Below are 17,516 nucleotides of genomic sequence, written 5' to 3'. Positions count from 1 at the left end.
TGTGCTCACAGCTGGCCGACATCGGTGACGCGGACGACCGCCCGGCCCTCCGCGTCGGAGGCCGTGAGGTCGACCTCGGCGCTGATGCCCCAGTCGTGGTCGTCGTTCGGGTCGTCGAAGATCTGCCGCACGCGCCACAGGCCGTTCTGCGGCTCCTCCTCGATGATCAGCAGCTTGGGGCCGCGTGCGTCGGGACCGGTGCCCAGGTCGTCGTACTCGTCCCAGTACGCGTCCATGGCCTCGCCCCATGCGTCGGCGTTCCAGCCAGCCTCGCCGTCCATGTCGCCGAGTTCCTCGACCTGGTCGAGGGCGGCGAGCTCGACCCGGCGGAACATGGCGTTGCGGACCAGGACGCGGAAGGCGCGCGCGTTGGCGGTGACCGGCCGCACCTGGTCGGCCTTCTCCTGCGCCTCCTCGGCGGTCATCTCCGCCGGGTTGGCCAGCTGCTCCCACTCGTCCAGCAGGCTGGAGTCGACCTGGCGCACCATCTCGCCGAGCCACTCGATCAGGTCCTGCAGGTCCTCGGACTTCAGGTCGTCGGGGACGGTGTGGTCGAGGGCCTTGAAGGCGCTCGCGAGGTAGCGCAGCACGATGCCCTCGGTGCGGGCCAGTTCGTAGTGGGAGACCAGCTCCGTGAAGGTCAGTGCCCGCTCGTACATGTCCCGGATGACCGACTTCGGCGACAGCGGGTGGTCACCGACCCAGGGGTGGCTCCTGCGGTAGGTGTCGTAGGCGTGGAAGAGCAGTTCCTCCAGCGGCTTCGGGTACGTGATGTCCTGGAGGCGCTCCATGCGCTCCTCGTACTCGACGCCGTCGGCCTTCATCGCGGCCACGGCCTCGCCGCGCGCCTTGTTCTGCTGGGCGGCGAGGATCTGCCGCGGATCGTCCAGCGTGGACTCCACGACGGAGACCATGTCCAGCGCGTACGACGGCGACTCCGGGTCCAGCAGCTCGAACGCGGCCAGCGCGAAGGTGGACAGCGGCTGGTTCAGGGCGAAGTCCTGCTGCAGGTCCACCGTGAGACGGACGATGCGTCCCTCGGCGTCCGGAGCGTCGAGCTTCTCGACGATGCCGCCGTCCAGCAGCGACCGGTAGATGGCGATGGCCCGGCGGATGTGCCGCAGCTGCTGCTTGCGCGGCTCGTGGTTGTCCTCCAGCAGGTGCCGCATGGCCGCGAAGGCGTTGCCGGGCCTGGCGATCACGGACAGCAGCATGGTGTGCGTCACCCGGAACCGGGAGGTCAGCGGCTCGGGCTCGGAAGCGATGAGCTTCTCGAACGTGTTCTCCGACCAGGCGACGAAGCCCTCGGGCGCCTTCTTGCGGACGACCTTCCGGCGCTTCTTCGGGTCGTCACCGGCCTTGGCGAGCGCCTTCTCGTTCTCGACGACATGCTCGGGCGCCTGGGCGACGACGAAGCCCTCGGTGTCGAAGCCCGCCCGCCCGGCCCGGCCGGCGATCTGGTGGAACTCGCGGGCCCGCAGGGTGCGCACCCGGGTGCCGTCGTACTTGGTCAGGGCCGTGAACAAGACCGTACGGATGGGCACGTTGACGCCCACGCCGAGCGTGTCCGTACCGCAGATCACCTTCAGCAGACCGGCCTGCGCGAGCTTCTCCACCAGCCGCCGGTACTTGGGCAGCATGCCGGCGTGGTGGACACCGATGCCGTGCCGGACGTAACGGGAGAGGTTGCGGCCGAACTTGGTGGTGAAGCGGAAGTTGCCGATCAGCTCGGCGATCCGCTCCTTCTCCTCACGCGAGCACATGTTGATGCTCATCAGCGCCTGCGCCCGCTCCACGGCCTGCGCCTGCGTGAAGTGCACGATGTAGACGGGCGCCTGCCTGGCCTCCAGCAGGTCGGTGAGCGTTTCGGTGAGCGGTGTGTAGCGGTACTCGTAGGAGAGCGGCACGGGCCGGGTGGCCGAGCGGACCACCGCCGTGGGACGGCCGGTGCGGCGCGCGAGGTCCTGCTCGAAGAAGGAGACGTCACCGAGGGTGGCCGACATGAGGACGAACTGGGCCTGCGGAAGCTCCAGCAAGGGGATCTGCCAGGCCCAGCCGCGGTCGGGTTCCGCGTAGAAGTGGAACTCGTCCATGACGACCTGGCCGATGTCCGCGTGCTTGCCGTCGCGCAGCGCGATCGACGCCAGGACCTCGGCGGTGCAGCAGATGACCGGCGCGTCGGCGTTCACGGAGGCGTCGCCGGTCAGCATGCCGACGTTCTCGGTGCCGAAGAGCTTGCACAGCTCGAAGAACTTCTCCGACACCAGCGCCTTGATCGGCGCGGTGTAGAAGGTCACCTCGTCGCGGGCCAGCGCGGCGAAGTGGGCGCCCGCGGCGATCATGCTCTTGCCGGAGCCGGTGGGCGTCGACACGATCACGTTCGCGCCGGAGACCACCTCGATCAGCGCCTCCTCCTGATGGGGGTAGAGCGTGATACCTCGTTCCTGGGACCACGCCTCGAAGGCTTCGTACAGGGCGTCGGGGTCGGCGGTCCGCGGCAGCTGATCGATGAGGGTCACGCCCCCATCTTGCCTGGCCTCGGCCGCGATGGGGGAATCGGCTGTCCGCGTGAAGATCACGAACGCTACGCTGGGTCGCCGACGGGCCTTCGGCGCACCGGGACAACTGCACAGCGGCACACGAGGAATGGGGCGGGCAACGGCGATGATGGGACCAGCACACTCACTGTCGGGCGCCGCGGCGTGGCTCGGCGTCGGAGCGGCGACCGCCGCGGCGGGGCACCCGATGCCCTGGCCGGTCCTGCTCGCCGGAGCGCTGATCTGCGCCGGAGCCGCGCTCGCCCCGGATCTCGACCACAAGGCGGCCACCATCTCCCGGGCCTTCGGGCCGGCCTCACGAGGACTGTGCGAGATCGTCGACAAGCTGTCCTACGCGGTCTACAAGGCCACGAAGAAGCAGGGCGACCCACGCCGCTCCGGCGGGCACCGCACGCTGACCCACACCTGGCTGTGGGCGGTCCTGATCGGCGGGGGCACCTCGGTGCTCGCCATCACGGGCGGCCGCTGGGCAGTGCTGGCCATTCTCTTCGTGCACATGGTGCTCGCCATCGAGGGCCTGCTCTGGCGGGCGACCCGCGGCTCCAGCAGCGACGTGCTGGTCTGGCTGCTGGCCGGGACCAGCGCGTGGATCCTCGCCGGAATACTGGACAAGCCGGACGGTGGCTCCGACTGGCTGTTCACCGCACCCGGCCAGGAGTACCTGTGGCTGGGGCTGCCGATCGTGCTCGGCGCGCTGGTGCACGACATCGGGGACGCGCTGACGGTCTCTGGCTGCCCCATACTCTGGCCGATACCCGTAGGCCGCAAACGCTGGTACCCCATCGGCCCGCCGAAGGCCATGCGGTTCCGGGCGGGCAGCTGGGTCGAGCTGAAGGTGCTGATGCCGGCGTTCATGCTGCTCGGCGGAGTGGGTGGCGCGGCGGCGCTCAACTTCATCTGAGCGATACACAGCCCCGGCCGCCGGGGCGCGGATCCGGTCGTCCGGACCGATCAGCCGGTCCCGTCGGCGCCCTGCCCCTCGCCCCCGCCGTAGCGTCGCTCGAAGCGCGCGACACGTCCCTCGGAGTCCACCGTCCGGGCCTTGCCCGTGTAGAAGGGGTGGCTCTCGGAGGAGATCTCCACGTCCACCACCGGGTACGTCTCGCCGTCGTCCCACGCGATCGTCTGGTCGCTGGTGGCGGTGGAACGGGTGAGGAAGGCGTATCCGGCGCTGCGGTCACGGAAGACGACGGGCCGGTACTCGGGGTGCTTGTCCTGCTGCATGGCTGCTCCTGGTGCGGCGCGGATGATGGACGCGACGGCGGCACACCGTCGCGGGTGACGTCAGCCGGGCAGGGAGTCCTCGTCGACGACGTGCATCGCGGCCTCCTCGGCGGAGGCGGCGGCACCGTCGATGCCCACGTCCGTGGCGACCAGAGCCGGCTCCTCGTCCTCGTGCGTCCCCTCGTCGGGTGCCACGAGCCGGCCGGAACGATCCGCGCCGACCTCGTTGTCCAGCAGTTCCCCGTCGGTGCCGTCGGAATCGCCCAGTCCGTCGCCGTCGGGCGGGAGCACGTCCGGCCGCTCCTCGGAGAGCCGCTGCTCCAGCGTTTCGCCCCGATGGCGTTCGGCGGCCGTCACTCCGGTGTGCTCCACCGCCCAGGGGCGTTCGGGCGGGGACCAGCCGCGATCGAGGGGATCGTCCACCCCGTCGTATTCGAGGGTGTCCTCGCCGTCGAGCAGCCCGGTGTCCTCGCGCTGCTCGGACCCGTCGGGCTGGTAGACGTCGTCTCCCCATCCACCGACGCTGTTCACGGGTACCTCCAGGGGGTGGGGCCGAGGCCCTTCTCGCCGTGGTCCGCGGCGGGCCGCCGCTGCACGGGGCACAGGCGTCACTTCTCGCGGAACCGCACGGTTCCCGGGGCCACCCCGAGCCGGTGCCTTCTCCCAGCCTTCCACTCCCGTTCGGGACCGCGCAACGGCACGGCCGTCGTCCGGGTCCCCGGCGCCCGTACCCCGCGGGCCCAGCCGGAGCCGGGCCCCCGCCTCCCTGAAGTGCCGGCTCCGTCTTCCCAGGTGCCGACCCCGTCCGTGGGCACAGGGGCGCCCGAGGCACTCGGCGGCGCGGCCCAGCGCCTCATGGCCGGGCCCTGGCACCGGTCCCCAGGCAGGCGCGGGAATCCGTCCGATGCGCCATCGGGCGGCGTGGGGAGCGGTGGCCATCGGCCCTGCCCCGAGTCGACGGCGGGGCACCCGCCTCCCAGGCGCAGTCCCGCCCTCCCCGGTCCGGCCAGTGCGGGACCTGTGGTGGGAGCGTGCCCCATCCGGCGCCGGGCGAAGCGGCACGCGGCAGGAGCGTGCGCTCCACTCAGTACCGGCGACGCGGCACGCGGCAGGAGCGTGCCCCTGCCGTACCGGGCGACGCGGCAGCGGCAGGAACCCGCCCCACCCGGCACCCGACGCGGTACGCGACGGAGCCCGTTCCGCCTTGCCCCGGCGGCCGAGGGCGCGGGCTCACCCGTGCCACGACCGCCACAGCGCCGCGTACGCGCCGTCCGCCGCGACCAGTTCGTCGTGGCTGCCCAGTTCGCTGATCCGGCCGTTCTCGACGACGGCGATGACGTCCGCGTCATGGGCGGTGTGCAGACGGTGGGCGATCGCGATCACCGTGCGGCCGTCCAGGACCCGGGCCAGGGACCGTTCGAGATGCCGGGCCGCACGCGGGTCGAGCAGCGACGTCGCCTCGTCCAGCACCAGTGTGTGCGGGTCGGCCAGCACCAGGCGGGCCAGCGCGATCTGCTGGGCCTGGGCCGGGGTGAGCGCGAAGCCGCCCGAGCCGACCTCGGTGTCCAGGCCCTCGTCGAGCGCCCGGGACCAGTCGTCCGCGTCGACCGCGCCCAGCGCCGCCCACAGCTCGGCGTCGGTGGCACTGGCCCGGGCGAGGCGGAGGTTGTCGCGCAGGGAGCCCACGAAGACGTGGTGCTCCTGGTTGACGAGGGCGACGTGGGAGCGGACGCGTTCGGCGGTCATCCGGGACAGTTCGGCGTCGCCGAGAGTGATCCGGCCGTCTCGGGGGCCGTAGATGCCGGCCAGGAGCCGGCCCAGCGTCGACTTGCCCGCCCCGGAGGGACCGACCAGCGCGAGCCGCGTGCCGGGGGCCACCTCGAGCGACACCTTGCGCAGGACGTCCACGCCCTCGACGTAGCCGAAGTGCACGCGGTCGGCGTGCACCTGCCGGCCGGCGGGTGCCAGCGAGGCGTCACCGGCGTCCGGCTCGATGTCCCGGACACCCACCAGCCGGGCCAGGGACACCTGGGCCACCTGGAGCTCGTCGTACCAGCGCAGGATGATGCCGACCGGGTCGACGAGCATCTGCGCGATCAGTGCCGCCGTGGTCAGCTGACCGACCCCGATCCAGCCCTGGAGGACGAACACACCGCCGATCAGCAGAACGGAGGCGAGCACGGTCACATGGGTGACGTTGATGACCGGGAAGAGCACCGAGCGCAGCCACAGTGTGTAGCGCTCCCAGGCCGTCCACTCCTTGACCCGGCGTTCCGACAGCTCGATGCGGCGGGCGTCCAGCCGGTGGGACTCGACGGTGTGACCGGCGTCCACGGTCTCCGCGAGCGCGGCGGCCACGGCGGCGTACCCGGCGGCCTCCGAGCGGTATGCGGAGGGCGCCCGCCGGAAGTACCAGCGGCAGCCGATCACCAGCAGCGGCACCGCGAGCAGAACCGCGGGCGCCAGCGGCGGGGCCGTGACGACAAGCCCGCCGAGCAGCAGCACCACCCACACGGCCCCGATCGCGAGCTGGGGCACGGCCTCGCGCATGGCGTTGGCGAGCCGGTCGATGTCCGTCGTGATCCGGGAGAGCAGGTCACCGGTGCCGGCCCGCTCCAGGACGCCGGGCGGCAGCCCGACCGACCGCACCAGGAAGTCCTCGCGCAGATCCGCCAGCATCCGCTCCCCGAGAACGGCTCCGCGCAGCCGCACCTCCCGGACGAACACCGCCTGGACGACGAGCGCCAGGACGAAGAAGGCGGCTGTCAGACCGAGGTGCAGTTCGCGGGCACCGTCCGACACGCGCTCGACGAGCCCGCCCAGCAGGTAGGGGCCCGCCATCGAGGCGATCACCGCGACGGTGTTGACGGTGACCAGGAAGACGAACGCGCGGCGGTGCCGGCGCAGCAGCTCCCCGGCGTAGGCGCGTACGGTCGCGGGCGCGCCGACGGGCAGGGTGCTCGCCGTCGTCGGGGCCGCCGGGTCGTACGACGGTGGCGCGACGCCGATCATGCCGTCTCCTCGATCTCTTCCAGTCGGTGCAGTACGTCGTCGTCGCCGAGGGCATTGCCGTCCGGGGCCTCGCCGCGGTCCACAGCCTGTCCGCCGTCCAGGGACCCCGTGTGCCGGCCGGCGGTCTTCGCCGGTCCGCCTCCGGCCGGGCTCGCGTCCCGGTTCGGCGGGGTCTCCTCGTCGGTCTCGCGGGTCACCACGGCCCGGTACCGGGGCTCGCTGTGCAGCAGGTCCCGGTGGGCGCCGGCCGCGGCGACCTTCCCGTCGTGCAGGAACACGATGCGGTCCGCGCGGTCGAGCAGCAGGGGCGACGAGGTGAAGACCACGGTGGTGCGTCCGGCGCGCAGGGAACGCACGCCCTCCGCGATCCGTGCCTCGGTGTGCGAGTCCACGGCGGAGGTCGGTTCGTCCAGCACCAGCGCCTCCGGGTCCGTGATCAGGGACCGGGCCAGGGCGAGCCGCTGGCGCTGCCCGCCCGACAGGGACCGGGCCCGTTCGGTGATGCGGGCGTCCATCGGGTCGTCCGCGCCGAGCGAACCCTGCACCAGCGCCGCCAGCACGTCGCCGCACTGGGCCGCGGCCAGTGCGTCCTCGGCGCCGACCTTGCCGGAGGCGGGTACGTCGAGCAGTTCGCGCAGAGTGCCGGAGAGCAGCACCGGGTCCTTGTCCTGGACCAGGACGGCGGTGCGCGCGGACTCCAGGGGCAGCTCGTCGAGCGGCACCCCGCCCAGCACGGCGGAGGTGCCGGCCTCCGAGGGGTGTCCGCCGAGCCGTTCCGCCAGGTGCCCGGCCGCGTCCGGGTCGCCGCACACCACTGCGGTGAAGCGGCCGGCCTGGGCGAGGAGCCCGGTGTCGGGGTCGTACAGGTCCCCGGCCGGGACCTCGGCGGCGCGCGATCCGGCCGTGTCGGTCGCCCGCTCCAGAGCCAGCACCCGTGCCGCCCGCTTGGCGGAAGGCCGGGAGAAGGAGTACGCCATGGCGATCTCCTCGAAGTGCCGCAGCGGGTAGGTGAGGATCATGACGGAGCTGTAGACGGTGACGAGTTCGCCGACGCCGATACGGCCCTCGCGGGCCAGGTGGACGCCGTGCCAGACCACCGCGATCAGCAGCAGTCCGGGCAGCAGCACCTGGATCCCGGAGATCAGGGCCCACATGCGGGCGCTGCGCACGGCGGCGTGGCGCACCTCCTGGGAGGCGTCGCGGTAGCGGTCGAGGAAGAGTTCCTCCCCGCCGATGCCGCGCAGCACCCGCAGCCCGGCGACGGTGTCCGAGGCGAGTTCGGTGGCGCGTCCCGCCTTCTCGCGCTGCACGTCGGCCCGCCGGGTGGCCCGGGGGAGTAGGGGCAGCACCGCGAGGGCCAGCACCGGCAGGCCCAGGAGCACGACGACGCCGAGGGCCGGCTCGTAGACGACGAGGGCCACGCAGACCAGCACGATGGTCAGGGCCGCCGCCGTGAAGCGGGAGACGGCCTCCACGAACCAGCCGATCTTCTCGACGTCACCGGTGGAGACGGCCACGACCTCTCCGGCCGCGACCCGGCGGGTCAGGGCCGAGCCCAGCAGGGCGGTCTTGCGGGCCAGCAGTTGCTGGACGCGGGCCGCCGCGGTGATCCAGTTGGTGACGGCGGCGCGGTGCAGGAAGGTGTCGCCGAGCGCGTTGCCGACGCAGCACAGTGCCAGCAGGCCGCCGGCGAGGGCCAGTCCGGTGCCGGAGCGGTCGACGACGGCCTGGATGGCGAGACCGACGCAGAACGGCAGGGCGGAGACGGAGGCGAAGTGCAGCAGGCCCCAGGCCAGTGACTTGAGTTGTCCACCCAGCTGGTTCCGGAAAAGCCACCACAGGAATCGGGGCCCCGAGCGTGCGTCGGGCACGCCCGGGTCGGGAAACGGAAGGTCTTGGATCTGCATGACGTCCCAGTGGCTCGTGTCAGGGGGTGCCGTTGACCACGGCATGAAGAAGCTGCAAACCGTGAAAGGTTCGCGTCGCGACGTGCCCAAAATCAAGCGGTTTTCCGCGGCTGGGTACGAATCCGGCTACCGCCCGCCGACCGCCTCCCCGGCCGGGCCGGCACGGGTGCGACGATGGACCGATGCTCAGTGGTGCTGCACGGCGTACGGCGGTCGCGACGGCGGCCCTCGGTTTCCTTCTGACGCTGTTGTCCGCCTGCGGCGGCCCGTCCGGGCCCGCACCGGGAGACTCGGCGGGCAAACGCCCCTCCGCGAGCCGGAGCGGCGGCGTTACCGCCGACCCGACACGGATCCCGGGCGTCGGCGACCGGCTCCAGCGGCGCATACCCGCCGACTCCCGCCAGGTCGTGGTGGTGTACGGCGAGGGCAGGGACTCCGCCGACGCCACGGTCGTGCTGTACACGAAGCGGGGCTCCGCTTGGCACCGCGCGCACAGCTGGGCGGCGCACAACGGCAGGAAGGGATGGACGACCGACCACCACGAGAACGACAAGCGCAGCCCCGTCGGCGTGTTCACCCTCAGCGACGCGGGCGGCGTCCTCCCGGACCCGGACCCTGCTCCCGGCGCCGGGCTCCCGTACACCCGTTCCGACGCCTTCGCGGCACCGCGGTCGTGGGCGAAGGCGTACTGGCACGACTTCGACTACGTGATCGCCATCGACTACAACCGGGTCAAGGGCACCCCGCCGAACGACCCCACCCGCCCCGAGGGAGCGTCCAAGGGCGGGAGCATCTGGCTGCACATGGACCACGGCAGCGGCACGTCGGCCTGCGTCAGCCTGCCCAGGGCGGGGATGGAGTACCTGCTGCGCTCGCTCGACCCGGACCTGCACCCGGTGGTCGTCATGGGCGACAGGGCGCACCTCAGGGCCTGACCGCGCGCCTCGGGGTCCGACCGCGCCCGCGGTCACGGTGCCCGGTGGGCCTCCTCCGCCACCGGGCCGTCGATGAGCGTGCCCAGAAGCCCGCCCAGCACCGTGCGCTGATCGCCCGTCAGCGGGGCGAGGATCTCCTCCGCGGCCGCGCGGCGCCCGGCGTGCAGTTCGCGCAGGGCCGCGCGCCCGTCGTCGGTGAGCTCGATCCGGATCACCCGTCGGTTGCCGGGGTCAGGGACGCGGCGCACCTTCCCGCCTGCCTCCAGCCCGTCGACCAGCGTCGTCACCGCACGGGGCACGACCTCCAGCCGCTCGGCGAGATCGGCCATGCGCGGTGGCGAACCGTAGTGCGCCAGGGTGCGCAGCAGCCGGGACTGGGCCGGCGTGATGCCGAGGCCGCGGTGCTCGAGGTGACGCTTCTGGATGCGCTGCACCCGGCGGGTGAGGCGCAGCAGCTGTTCGGCGAGCAGGCCGTCGGGATCGGGGGCGGTCATGCGGGAACAATATCAGGACGACGTTCATTGTGAGCATAGGTAACAATGAGCTATGGTCCGTAGGGTCGGCGCGTTCCTGTCGCGCCCCCGTCGCCCGGCGCGTTCGTGCGTCCCGTGCGACCGGGCCGTCACCGCCGCACCCACCCGACCTCCGTAGGAGCCCATGCACCCCGATCGCGAATCCGCCTGGCAGGCGCCCGCCGAAGCGAAGGAACAACCCCGGCAGGTGCGCCGCATCCTGAGACTGTTCCGCCCCTACCGCGGCCGCCTCGCGGTCGTCGGACTGCTCGTCGGCGCCGCGTCGCTGGTCTCGGTCGCCACCCCCTTCCTGCTGAAGGAGATCCTCGACGTCGCGATCCCCGAGGGGCGCACCGGCCTGCTGAGCCTGCTGGCCCTCGGCATGATCCTCGGCGCCGTCCTCACCAGCGTCTTCGGCGTGCTCCAGACGCTGATCTCCACGACCGTGGGCCAGCGGGTCATGCACGACCTGCGCACCGCCGTCTACGGCCGCCTTCAGCAGATGTCCCTCGCCTTCTTCACCCGCACCCGCACCGGCGAGGTCCAGTCCCGCATCGCCAACGACATCGGCGGCATGCAGGCCACCGTCACCTCCACGGCGACCTCCCTGGTCTCCAACCTCACCAGCGTGGTCGCCACGATCGTCGCCATGGTGGTGCTCGACTGGCGCCTGACCGTCGTCTCGCTGCTCCTGCTCCCGGTGTTCGTGTGGATCAGCCGCCGCGTCGGCCGCGAGCGCCGCAGGATCACCACTCAGCGGCAGAAGCAGATGGCCGCGATGGCCGCCACCGTCACCGAGTCGCTCTCCGTCAGCGGCATCCTGCTCGGCCGCACCATGGGCCGCTCCGACTCGCTGACCCGCGCCTTCGCCGACGAGTCCGAGGGCCTGGTCGACCTGGAAGTGCGGTCGAACATGGCGGGCCGCTGGCGGATGGCCGTCATCACGATCGTCATGGCCGCCATGCCGGCCGTCATCTACTGGACCGCGGGCATCGCCCTCCAGCTCGGCGGCCCCGGTGTCTCCCTCGGCACGATCGTCGCCTTTGTCTCGCTCCAGCAGGGCCTGTTCCGCCCGGCCGTGAGCCTGCTGTCGACCGGCGTCCAGATCCAGACCTCGCTCGCGCTCTTCCAGCGCATCTTCGAGTACCTCGACCTGCCCGTCGACATCACCGAGCGGGAGGACCCCGTCCACCTCGACCGCGTCAAGGGCGAGGTCCGCTTCGAGGACGTCGAGTTCCGCTACGACGGCGAGGGCCGCCCGGTCCTCGGCGGCATCGACGTCGCCGTGCCCGCCGGCAGCAGCCTCGCCGTCGTCGGCCCGACCGGCGCCGGCAAGTCGACGCTCGGCCACCTGGTGCCGCGGCTGTACGACGTGACCGGCGGCCGGGTCACCCTCGACGGGGTCGACGTGCGCGACCTCGACTTCGACACCCTCGCCCGCGCGGTGGGCGTCGTCTCGCAGGAGACGTACCTCTTCCACGCCTCCGTCGCCGAGAACCTGCGCTTCGCCAAACCGGACGCCACCGACGCGGAGCTGGAGGAGGCGGCGCGGGCGGCGCAGATCCACGACCACATCGCCGCCCTGCCCGACGGCTACGACACGGTCGTCGGCGAACGCGGACACCGGTTCTCCGGCGGCGAGAAGCAGCGCCTGGCCATCGCCCGCACCATCCTGCGCGACCCGCCCGTCCTGGTTCTGGACGAGGCGACCAGCGCCCTGGACACCCGCACCGAGGCCGCCGTGCAGGCCGCCCTCGACGCCCTGTCCGCCGACCGCACCACGATCACCATCGCGCACCGCCTGTCCACCGTCCGGGACGCCGACCGCATCGTGGTCCTCGACTCCGGGCGCCTGGCGGAGCAGGGCACGCACGAGGAACTGCTGGAGCGGGACGGACGCTATGCCGCACTGGTCCGCCGGGACGCCCGACTGGAGCCGACAAGGTGACGATATGCCAGGTTTGTCCGCTCATCGGGGTTACCGTGCCCGCATGCAGACGAACACACCGCCGCGCAGCGCGAGAGGCACCAGGAGAACGATCCGACTGACGCGCCGGGGCCGCATCGCCCTGATCGCGACCGGCGCCATCGTGGCCGGTACCGCCGTGGCGGTGCCGCTGCTGATGACGGACGACGAGGGAGAATCCCGTCCCACGTCCCTCGTGATCCCGGAGGGCTGGCGCGCCACCCAGGTCTACGAGGCCGTCGACAAGACCCTCGCCCTGCCCGCGGGCACCACCAAGAAGTCCCTGGCCAAGGCCAACCTCAAGCTTCCGAACGACGCGGGGGGCAATCCCGAGGGCTATCTCTTCCCGGCGACCTACCCGCTGGGCGAGGACCCCACCCCGGAGAAGCTGCTGACGGCCATGGTCGACACGGCGAACAAGAAGTTCACCGGCGCACCCATCGCCGCGGGCGCCCAGCGCAACGCGCTCAACGTCTACCAGGCGGTCACCATCGCCAGCATCGTGCAGGCCGAGGCCGCCACCAAGGAGGACATGGGCAAGGTGGCCCGGGTGATCTTCAACCGCCTGGAACGCGGCATGCCGCTCCAGATGGACTCCACCATCAACTACGCCCTGGGCCGCTCCACCCTGAAGACCACCACCAAGGACACGAAGATCGACAGTCCGTACAACTCGTACCAGCGCATGGGGCTGCCGCCCACGCCCATCGCCAACCCGGGTGAGGACGCGATGCGCGCCGCGATCAACCCCACGCCGGGCGACTGGCTGTACTTCGTCACCGTCAAGCCCGGCGACACCCGGTTCACCGCCGACTACGCGGAACACCAGCGCAACGTCACCGAGTTCAACCGCCTCGGGCAGAGCGCCTCCGACAAAGCACAGGACACCTGACCCGGCGGGGCGTCACGCGGCCACCGGCTCCTCCTCGGCCAGCAGCCGCCTGATGTCCCGTACGGCCGCGCGGCCCGCCCGGTTGGCGCCGATGGTGCTGGCGGACGGCCCGTAGCCCACGAGATGGATGCGCGGGTCGGCGACCGCGCGCGTCCCCTCGACCCGTATCCCGCCGCCCGCTTCCCGCAGCCGCAGCGGCGCCAGATGGTCGATGACGGGCCGGAACCCGGTCGCCCAGAGGATCACGTCGGCGGCCACCCGCCGTCCGTCGGCCCACGCCACGCCCTCCTCGGTGACCCGGTCGAACATGGGCAGGCGGTCCAGCACACCGGACTCCAGTCCCGCCCGGACCGCGTCGTTCAGCGGCAGTCCGGTCACCGACACCACGCTCTTCGGCGGCAGCCCCTGCCGCACCCGCTCCTCCACGAGCGCCACCGCGGCGCGGCCGGCCTCCGCGTCGAAGGGACCCTCCCGGAAGACGGGGGGCCGCCTGGTCACCCAGGTGGTGGCAGCGGCGTACGGGGCCAGCTCCAGCAGGTGCTGCGTCCCCGAGGCGCCTCCGCCCACCACGACCACCCGCTGTCCGGCGAACTCCTCGGGGCCGGCGTACCGCGCGGTGTGCAGCTGCCGCCCGCGGAAGGTCTCCTGCCCCGGGTAGCGCGGCCAGAACGGGCGGTCCCAGGTGCCGGTCGCGTTGATCAGCGCCCGCGCCGACCAGGTCCCGGCCGGCGTCTCGACGAGCAGCCGCCCGCCCGTCCCCTCGCGCACCGCGCGGACGTCGACGGGCCGCCGTACCCGCAGGTCGAAGGTCTCCTCGTACGCCGCGAAGTACTCGCCGATCACCTCGGCGGACGGCCGCGCCGGGTCCGCCCCGGTCAGTTCCATGCCCGGCAGCGCGTGCATGCCGTGCACCTTGCCGTACGTCAGCGACGGCCAGCGGAACTGCCAGGCGCCGCCCGGCCCGGGGGAGTGGTCCAGCACCACGAAGTCGCGCTCCGGCTCGAACCCGGTGCGCCTCAGGTGATGAGCCGCGGCGAGTCCCGCCTGACCGGCACCGATGACGACGACCTCGACCTCACGTGTGTGGTTCACATTTCTACCAACGGCGGAGTGCGCCCCGGTCTTCCCCCGGTGTCAGGATGGAGGCATGCCAGATGCTGCCTTCACCACCCGGGTCCTGAACCTCGCCACCGGATCGACGGAGCGGGTCGCCGACATCACGGGCGACTGCGAGTCCTTCCTGCGCGAGGCGGCGGCCGGCCGCGACGGCCTCCTCAACGTCTTCGTCCCGCACGCCACCGCCGGCATCGCGATCATCGAGACGGGCGCCGGCAGCGACGACGACCTGCTGTCCGCCCTGCACACCCTGCTGCCCGCCGACGACCGCTGGCAGCACCGCCACGGCACCCCCGGCCACGGCCGCGACCACGTCCTGCCCGCCTTCGTGCCGCCGCACGCGACGCTCCCCGTGATCGGCGGCCGGCTGGAGCTGGGGACCTGGCAGTCGGTGTGCCTGGTGGATACAAACAGGGACAACCCGGAGCGGAAGGTCCGGCTCAGCTTCCTGGGCTGACCGGACCGTCAGCTCAGTGGGCCACTGGGTCATCAGGCCGGTGAACAGGGCCGTCTGCGCGGCGCCCAGCGTGAGGGCGGCACCCTCGCCGACCTCGTCCTCGGGGTACCGAGCAGCAGCGCGGCATGGCCCGGTCGCGCTAGCGCATGCGCTCGGAGAACTGCTCGTCGGGGAAGGCGTAGGCGGTGAAGCTCCGGGCGATGGCGATGGCGATGGCGATGGCGATGGCGATGGCGGTGGCGATCATCAAGTCCTTCCAGGGACGACTGGACGCTGTGGCTGATGACGATCGAGGCCCTGCTCCAGGCCGAACACTCCGACGATCTGCGCCGCTACCTGGCCGGCAGTCAGGTCGAAGGACGCTGGGCGCCGACACCGCCTGGTGGCTGCGACACGAGGGCGGCCGTGTCCCGCTCGCCTTCAACAACGGCCACATCGCGTACACCAGCGACAATCCGGATGAGTGCCCGGAGCCGCATCGGCCTGACCTTCGACCCGGGCACCGTGAACGCCCTGCCGGACTTCACCGCCCAGCGGCCCGAGTCGTGCACCGTCGCACCCGCCCCGGCGGGTCACAACGAGCACACCCTCGACGAAGTCCGCCACCGCGACTTCAGCATCGACCCGCGCACCGCGTCCCGGCGGCCCGCGCCTGGCTCGCCGAGGCCCGCCCCACCCGCTCCTACGGCCTGTACTGGTCGACCGACGCTCCGGAAACCGCCCTCGGTCGTTCCTACGACATCCTCGTCCACCTCCACCGGGTGAAGGCCGCCCACATCCTCCCGTGACGGAGGAGGGGCGCGCGCTCCGGCAGAGCGCGCGCCCCTCCTCCGCGGGTGGCTCCGGCGCCCTACTCGACCGCCATCTCACCCAGCTCCGACCAGCCGTCCTGGTCGAGCGTCGTGTTCACGATGCGCGGCGTGCGGGCCAGGTAGCGGGGCAGCTTTTCCTGCGCGGCCCGGAAATGCGCGGACTGGACGTGCGCGGCGCCGGCCTCGTCGTCGCGGAACGCCTCGACCAGGACGTACTCGGACGGGTCGTCGAGGCTGCGGGACCAGTCGAACCAGAGGCAGCCGGGCTCCTCACGGGTCGCCCGGGTGAACTCGCCGGAGATCTCCGGCCACTGGTCCGCGTGTTCCGGGAGCACCTGGAACTTCGCCGTAATGAAGATCATGACTTCGCCTTCTGTGAGGGGTGGACCGGAGCCGTCCGGTCACGGCACCAGGATGGCGCGCCCGAGGACCCGTCCGGCGTCCAGGTCCGCCGGCGCGTCCTGGAACCGGTCGAGCGGATACGTCGCCGGTGCAGCCGTACCCCGCCCTGCGCCGCGAGCACCATCAGCTCACACAGGTCGGTGTAGCTGCCAACGAGGTTACCGATGAAGTCGGTCCCGGACGAAATGACCTCGATCGTCGGGCGATCTCCCGGTCCGGCGACTCAGGCGTCGGTCCGCGCCCGCCCCCGGACCACCAGTCGCTTCAGCAGCGGCCACGCCAGCAGCAGCACGATCACCGCGTACACCGTCACCGCGAACGGCGTGTTGACCAGACCCGTCACGCTGCCGTCGCTGATCTGCAGGGCCCGGCGCAGCTGCTGCTCGGCGTTGGGGCCGAGGATGACGCCGATCACGGCCGGCAGGATCGGCAGGCCGTAGCGCCGCATGCCGAACCCGACCAGGCCGATGACCAGCAGAGTCACCAGGTCGATGACCTCGCCGCCGACCGCGTACGCGCCGACCGCCGCGAAGAACATGATCCCCGCGTAGAGGTAGGGCCGCGGGATACGCAGCAGCTTGGCCCACACCGGCGCCAGCGGCAGGTTGAGGGCGAGCAGCAGCACCATGCCGACGAAGAGGGAGGCGATCAGGCCCCACACCAGCTCGGGTTCGCGTTCGAAGAGCAGCGGTCCCGGCTGGATGCCGTACTGCTGGAACGCGGCCAGCATCACCGCCGCGACCGCCGTCGTCGGCAGGCCCAGCGTCAGCATCGACACCAGCGTGCCCGCCGCAGAGGCCGACGCCGCCGACTCGGGGCCGGCCACGCCCTCGATGGCGCCCTTGCCCCACTCGTCCTTGTGCTTGGACAGGCGCTTCTCCGTGACGTACGACAGGAACGTGGGTATCTCCGCGCCGCCCGCCGGGATCGCGCCGAACGGGAAGCCGATGAACGGGCCGCGCAGCCACGACTTCCAGGTGCGCTTCACGTCACCGCGCCCGAGCCAGGGACGGCCCACCGGGATCGGCTCCGGCGCCCCGCGCCGCAGATGGGCCGCCACCCACAGTGCCTCGCCGATCGCGAACAGCCCGACCGCGACGATCACCACGTCCACGCCGTCGGCGAGTTGCAGCGAACCGAAGGTCAGCCGCTGCTGGCCGGTCATCTGGTCCAGGCCCACCAGGCCGATCGTCAGTCCGATCAGCAGGGAGGCCATGCCTCTGACACGCGAGGAACCCAGCACCGAGGTCACCGCGATGAACGCCAGCACCATGATGGCGAAGTAGTCCGGCGCGCCGATGTCCACCGCCAGGTCGGCGACCGTCGGCGCGAGCGCCACCAGCAGGACCGTGCCGATCATGCCGCCCGCGAAGTGGCCGATGGCGGCGGCGGCCAGCGCCTGTGCGCCGCGCCCCGCCTTGGCCATGGGATTGCCCTCCATGGCCGCGACCACGGCGGCGCTCTCACCGGGTGTGTTGAGCAGGATCGAGGTGGTGGAACCGCCGAACATCGCGCCGTAGTAGATGCCGGCGAACATGATGAACGCGGCGACCGGATCGAGCCCGTACGTCACCGGCAGCAGCAGCGCCACCGCCATCGCGGGGCCGATGCCGGGCAGCACGCCGATGGCCGTGCCCAGCAGCACCCCGAGCGCGGCCCACAGGAGGTTGACCGGGGTCAGGGCCGTACCGAACCCGTCCATGAGGGAGTTGAGGGCGTTCAT

Annotated in this window: 14 protein-coding genes; 5 read left to right on the top strand and 9 right to left on the bottom strand. The window is 72.0% G+C overall.

The annotated features are described in order from the left end of the window. Positions 1-5 precede the first annotated feature (5 nt). Complete coding sequence (locus AMK11_RS30135) at positions 6-2,519, bottom strand: DEAD/DEAH box helicase (protein ID WP_073731263.1); 2,514 nt, start codon at positions 2,517-2,519, stop codon at positions 6-8. Positions 2,520-2,664: 145 nt separating this feature from the next. On the opposite strand from AMK11_RS30135, the gene AMK11_RS30130 reads away from it, so the two are divergent. Then, a complete protein-coding gene (locus AMK11_RS30130; RefSeq protein ID WP_073731262.1) occupies positions 2,665-3,459 on the top strand; it encodes a metal-dependent hydrolase in 795 nt (264 codons plus the stop codon). A gap of 50 nt (positions 3,460-3,509) precedes the next feature. On the opposite strand, the gene AMK11_RS30125 is transcribed toward AMK11_RS30130, so the two are convergent. From AMK11_RS30125 to AMK11_RS30110, 4 genes are all read right to left on the bottom strand, one after another. After that, positions 3,510-3,782 carry a type B 50S ribosomal protein L31 gene (locus AMK11_RS30125; protein WP_073731261.1) on the bottom strand — a complete coding sequence of 91 codons (273 nt, stop codon included), beginning with the start codon at positions 3,780-3,782 and terminating at the stop codon, positions 3,510-3,512. A gap of 60 nt (positions 3,783-3,842) precedes the next feature. Beyond that, positions 3,843-4,313, bottom strand: coding sequence for a DUF5709 domain-containing protein (locus AMK11_RS30120; RefSeq protein ID WP_073731260.1), 471 nt, complete (start codon positions 4,311-4,313; stop codon positions 3,843-3,845). Between the two features lie 699 nt (positions 4,314-5,012). Continuing rightward, a complete protein-coding gene (locus AMK11_RS30115) occupies positions 5,013-6,794 on the bottom strand; it encodes an ABC transporter ATP-binding protein (RefSeq protein WP_073731259.1) in 1,782 nt (593 codons plus the stop codon). Continuing rightward, entirely contained in the window at positions 6,791-8,701 is a 1,911-nt protein-coding gene (locus AMK11_RS30110; RefSeq protein WP_073731258.1) for an ABC transporter transmembrane domain-containing protein, read from the bottom strand. Before AMK11_RS30110 ends, AMK11_RS30115 begins: the two co-directional genes overlap by 4 nt. Before the next feature lie 182 nt (positions 8,702-8,883). Between AMK11_RS30110 and AMK11_RS30105 the strand changes: the two genes are divergently transcribed. After that, complete coding sequence (locus tag AMK11_RS30105) at positions 8,884-9,636, top strand: hypothetical protein (protein WP_073731257.1); 753 nt, start codon at positions 8,884-8,886, stop codon at positions 9,634-9,636. Between the two features lie 32 nt (positions 9,637-9,668). Here the strand turns inward: AMK11_RS30105 and AMK11_RS30100 are convergent, their stop codons facing one another. Further along, a complete protein-coding gene (locus AMK11_RS30100; RefSeq protein ID WP_073731256.1) occupies positions 9,669-10,130 on the bottom strand; it encodes a MarR family winged helix-turn-helix transcriptional regulator in 462 nt (153 codons plus the stop codon). 163 nt (positions 10,131-10,293) lie between these two features. Here AMK11_RS30100 and AMK11_RS30095 point away from each other — a divergent pair, with 163 nt between their 5' ends. Beyond that, complete coding sequence (locus AMK11_RS30095; protein ID WP_073731255.1) at positions 10,294-12,096, top strand: ABC transporter ATP-binding protein; 1,803 nt, start codon at positions 10,294-10,296, stop codon at positions 12,094-12,096. Between the two features lie 43 nt (positions 12,097-12,139). Then, positions 12,140-13,006, top strand: a complete 867-nt coding sequence (gene mltG / locus AMK11_RS30090; RefSeq protein WP_198941495.1) for an endolytic transglycosylase MltG — start codon at positions 12,140-12,142, stop codon at positions 13,004-13,006. 12 nt (positions 13,007-13,018) lie between these two features. Here mltG and AMK11_RS30085 read toward each other — a convergent pair whose 3' ends face one another. Beyond that, positions 13,019-14,098, bottom strand: coding sequence for an NAD(P)-binding domain-containing protein (locus AMK11_RS30085; RefSeq protein WP_073731254.1), 1,080 nt, complete (start codon positions 14,096-14,098; stop codon positions 13,019-13,021). Between the two features lie 55 nt (positions 14,099-14,153). Here AMK11_RS30085 and AMK11_RS30080 point away from each other — a divergent pair, with 55 nt between their 5' ends. Then, a complete protein-coding gene (locus tag AMK11_RS30080; RefSeq protein ID WP_073731253.1) occupies positions 14,154-14,579 on the top strand; it encodes a secondary thiamine-phosphate synthase enzyme YjbQ in 426 nt (141 codons plus the stop codon). Between the two features lie 850 nt (positions 14,580-15,429). Here AMK11_RS30080 and AMK11_RS30065 read toward each other — a convergent pair. Together AMK11_RS30065 and AMK11_RS30055 are read right to left on the bottom strand one after the other, a co-directional pair. Beyond that, positions 15,430-15,753, bottom strand: coding sequence for a putative quinol monooxygenase (locus AMK11_RS30065; protein ID WP_073731250.1), 324 nt, complete (start codon positions 15,751-15,753; stop codon positions 15,430-15,432). Positions 15,754-16,016: 263 nt separating this feature from the next. Beyond that, positions 16,017-17,516 (bottom strand): tripartite tricarboxylate transporter permease, encoded by a 1,500-nt coding sequence (locus tag AMK11_RS30055; RefSeq protein WP_073731249.1) that lies wholly within the window; start codon positions 17,514-17,516, stop codon positions 16,017-16,019.

The organism is Streptomyces sp. CB02414 (genome assembly GCF_001905385.1).
Classification (GTDB): Bacteria; Actinomycetota; Actinomycetes; order Streptomycetales; family Streptomycetaceae; genus Streptomyces.
Note: the sequence above shows the minus strand (reverse complement) of the source record. Positions and strands in the feature narration are given on the sequence as shown.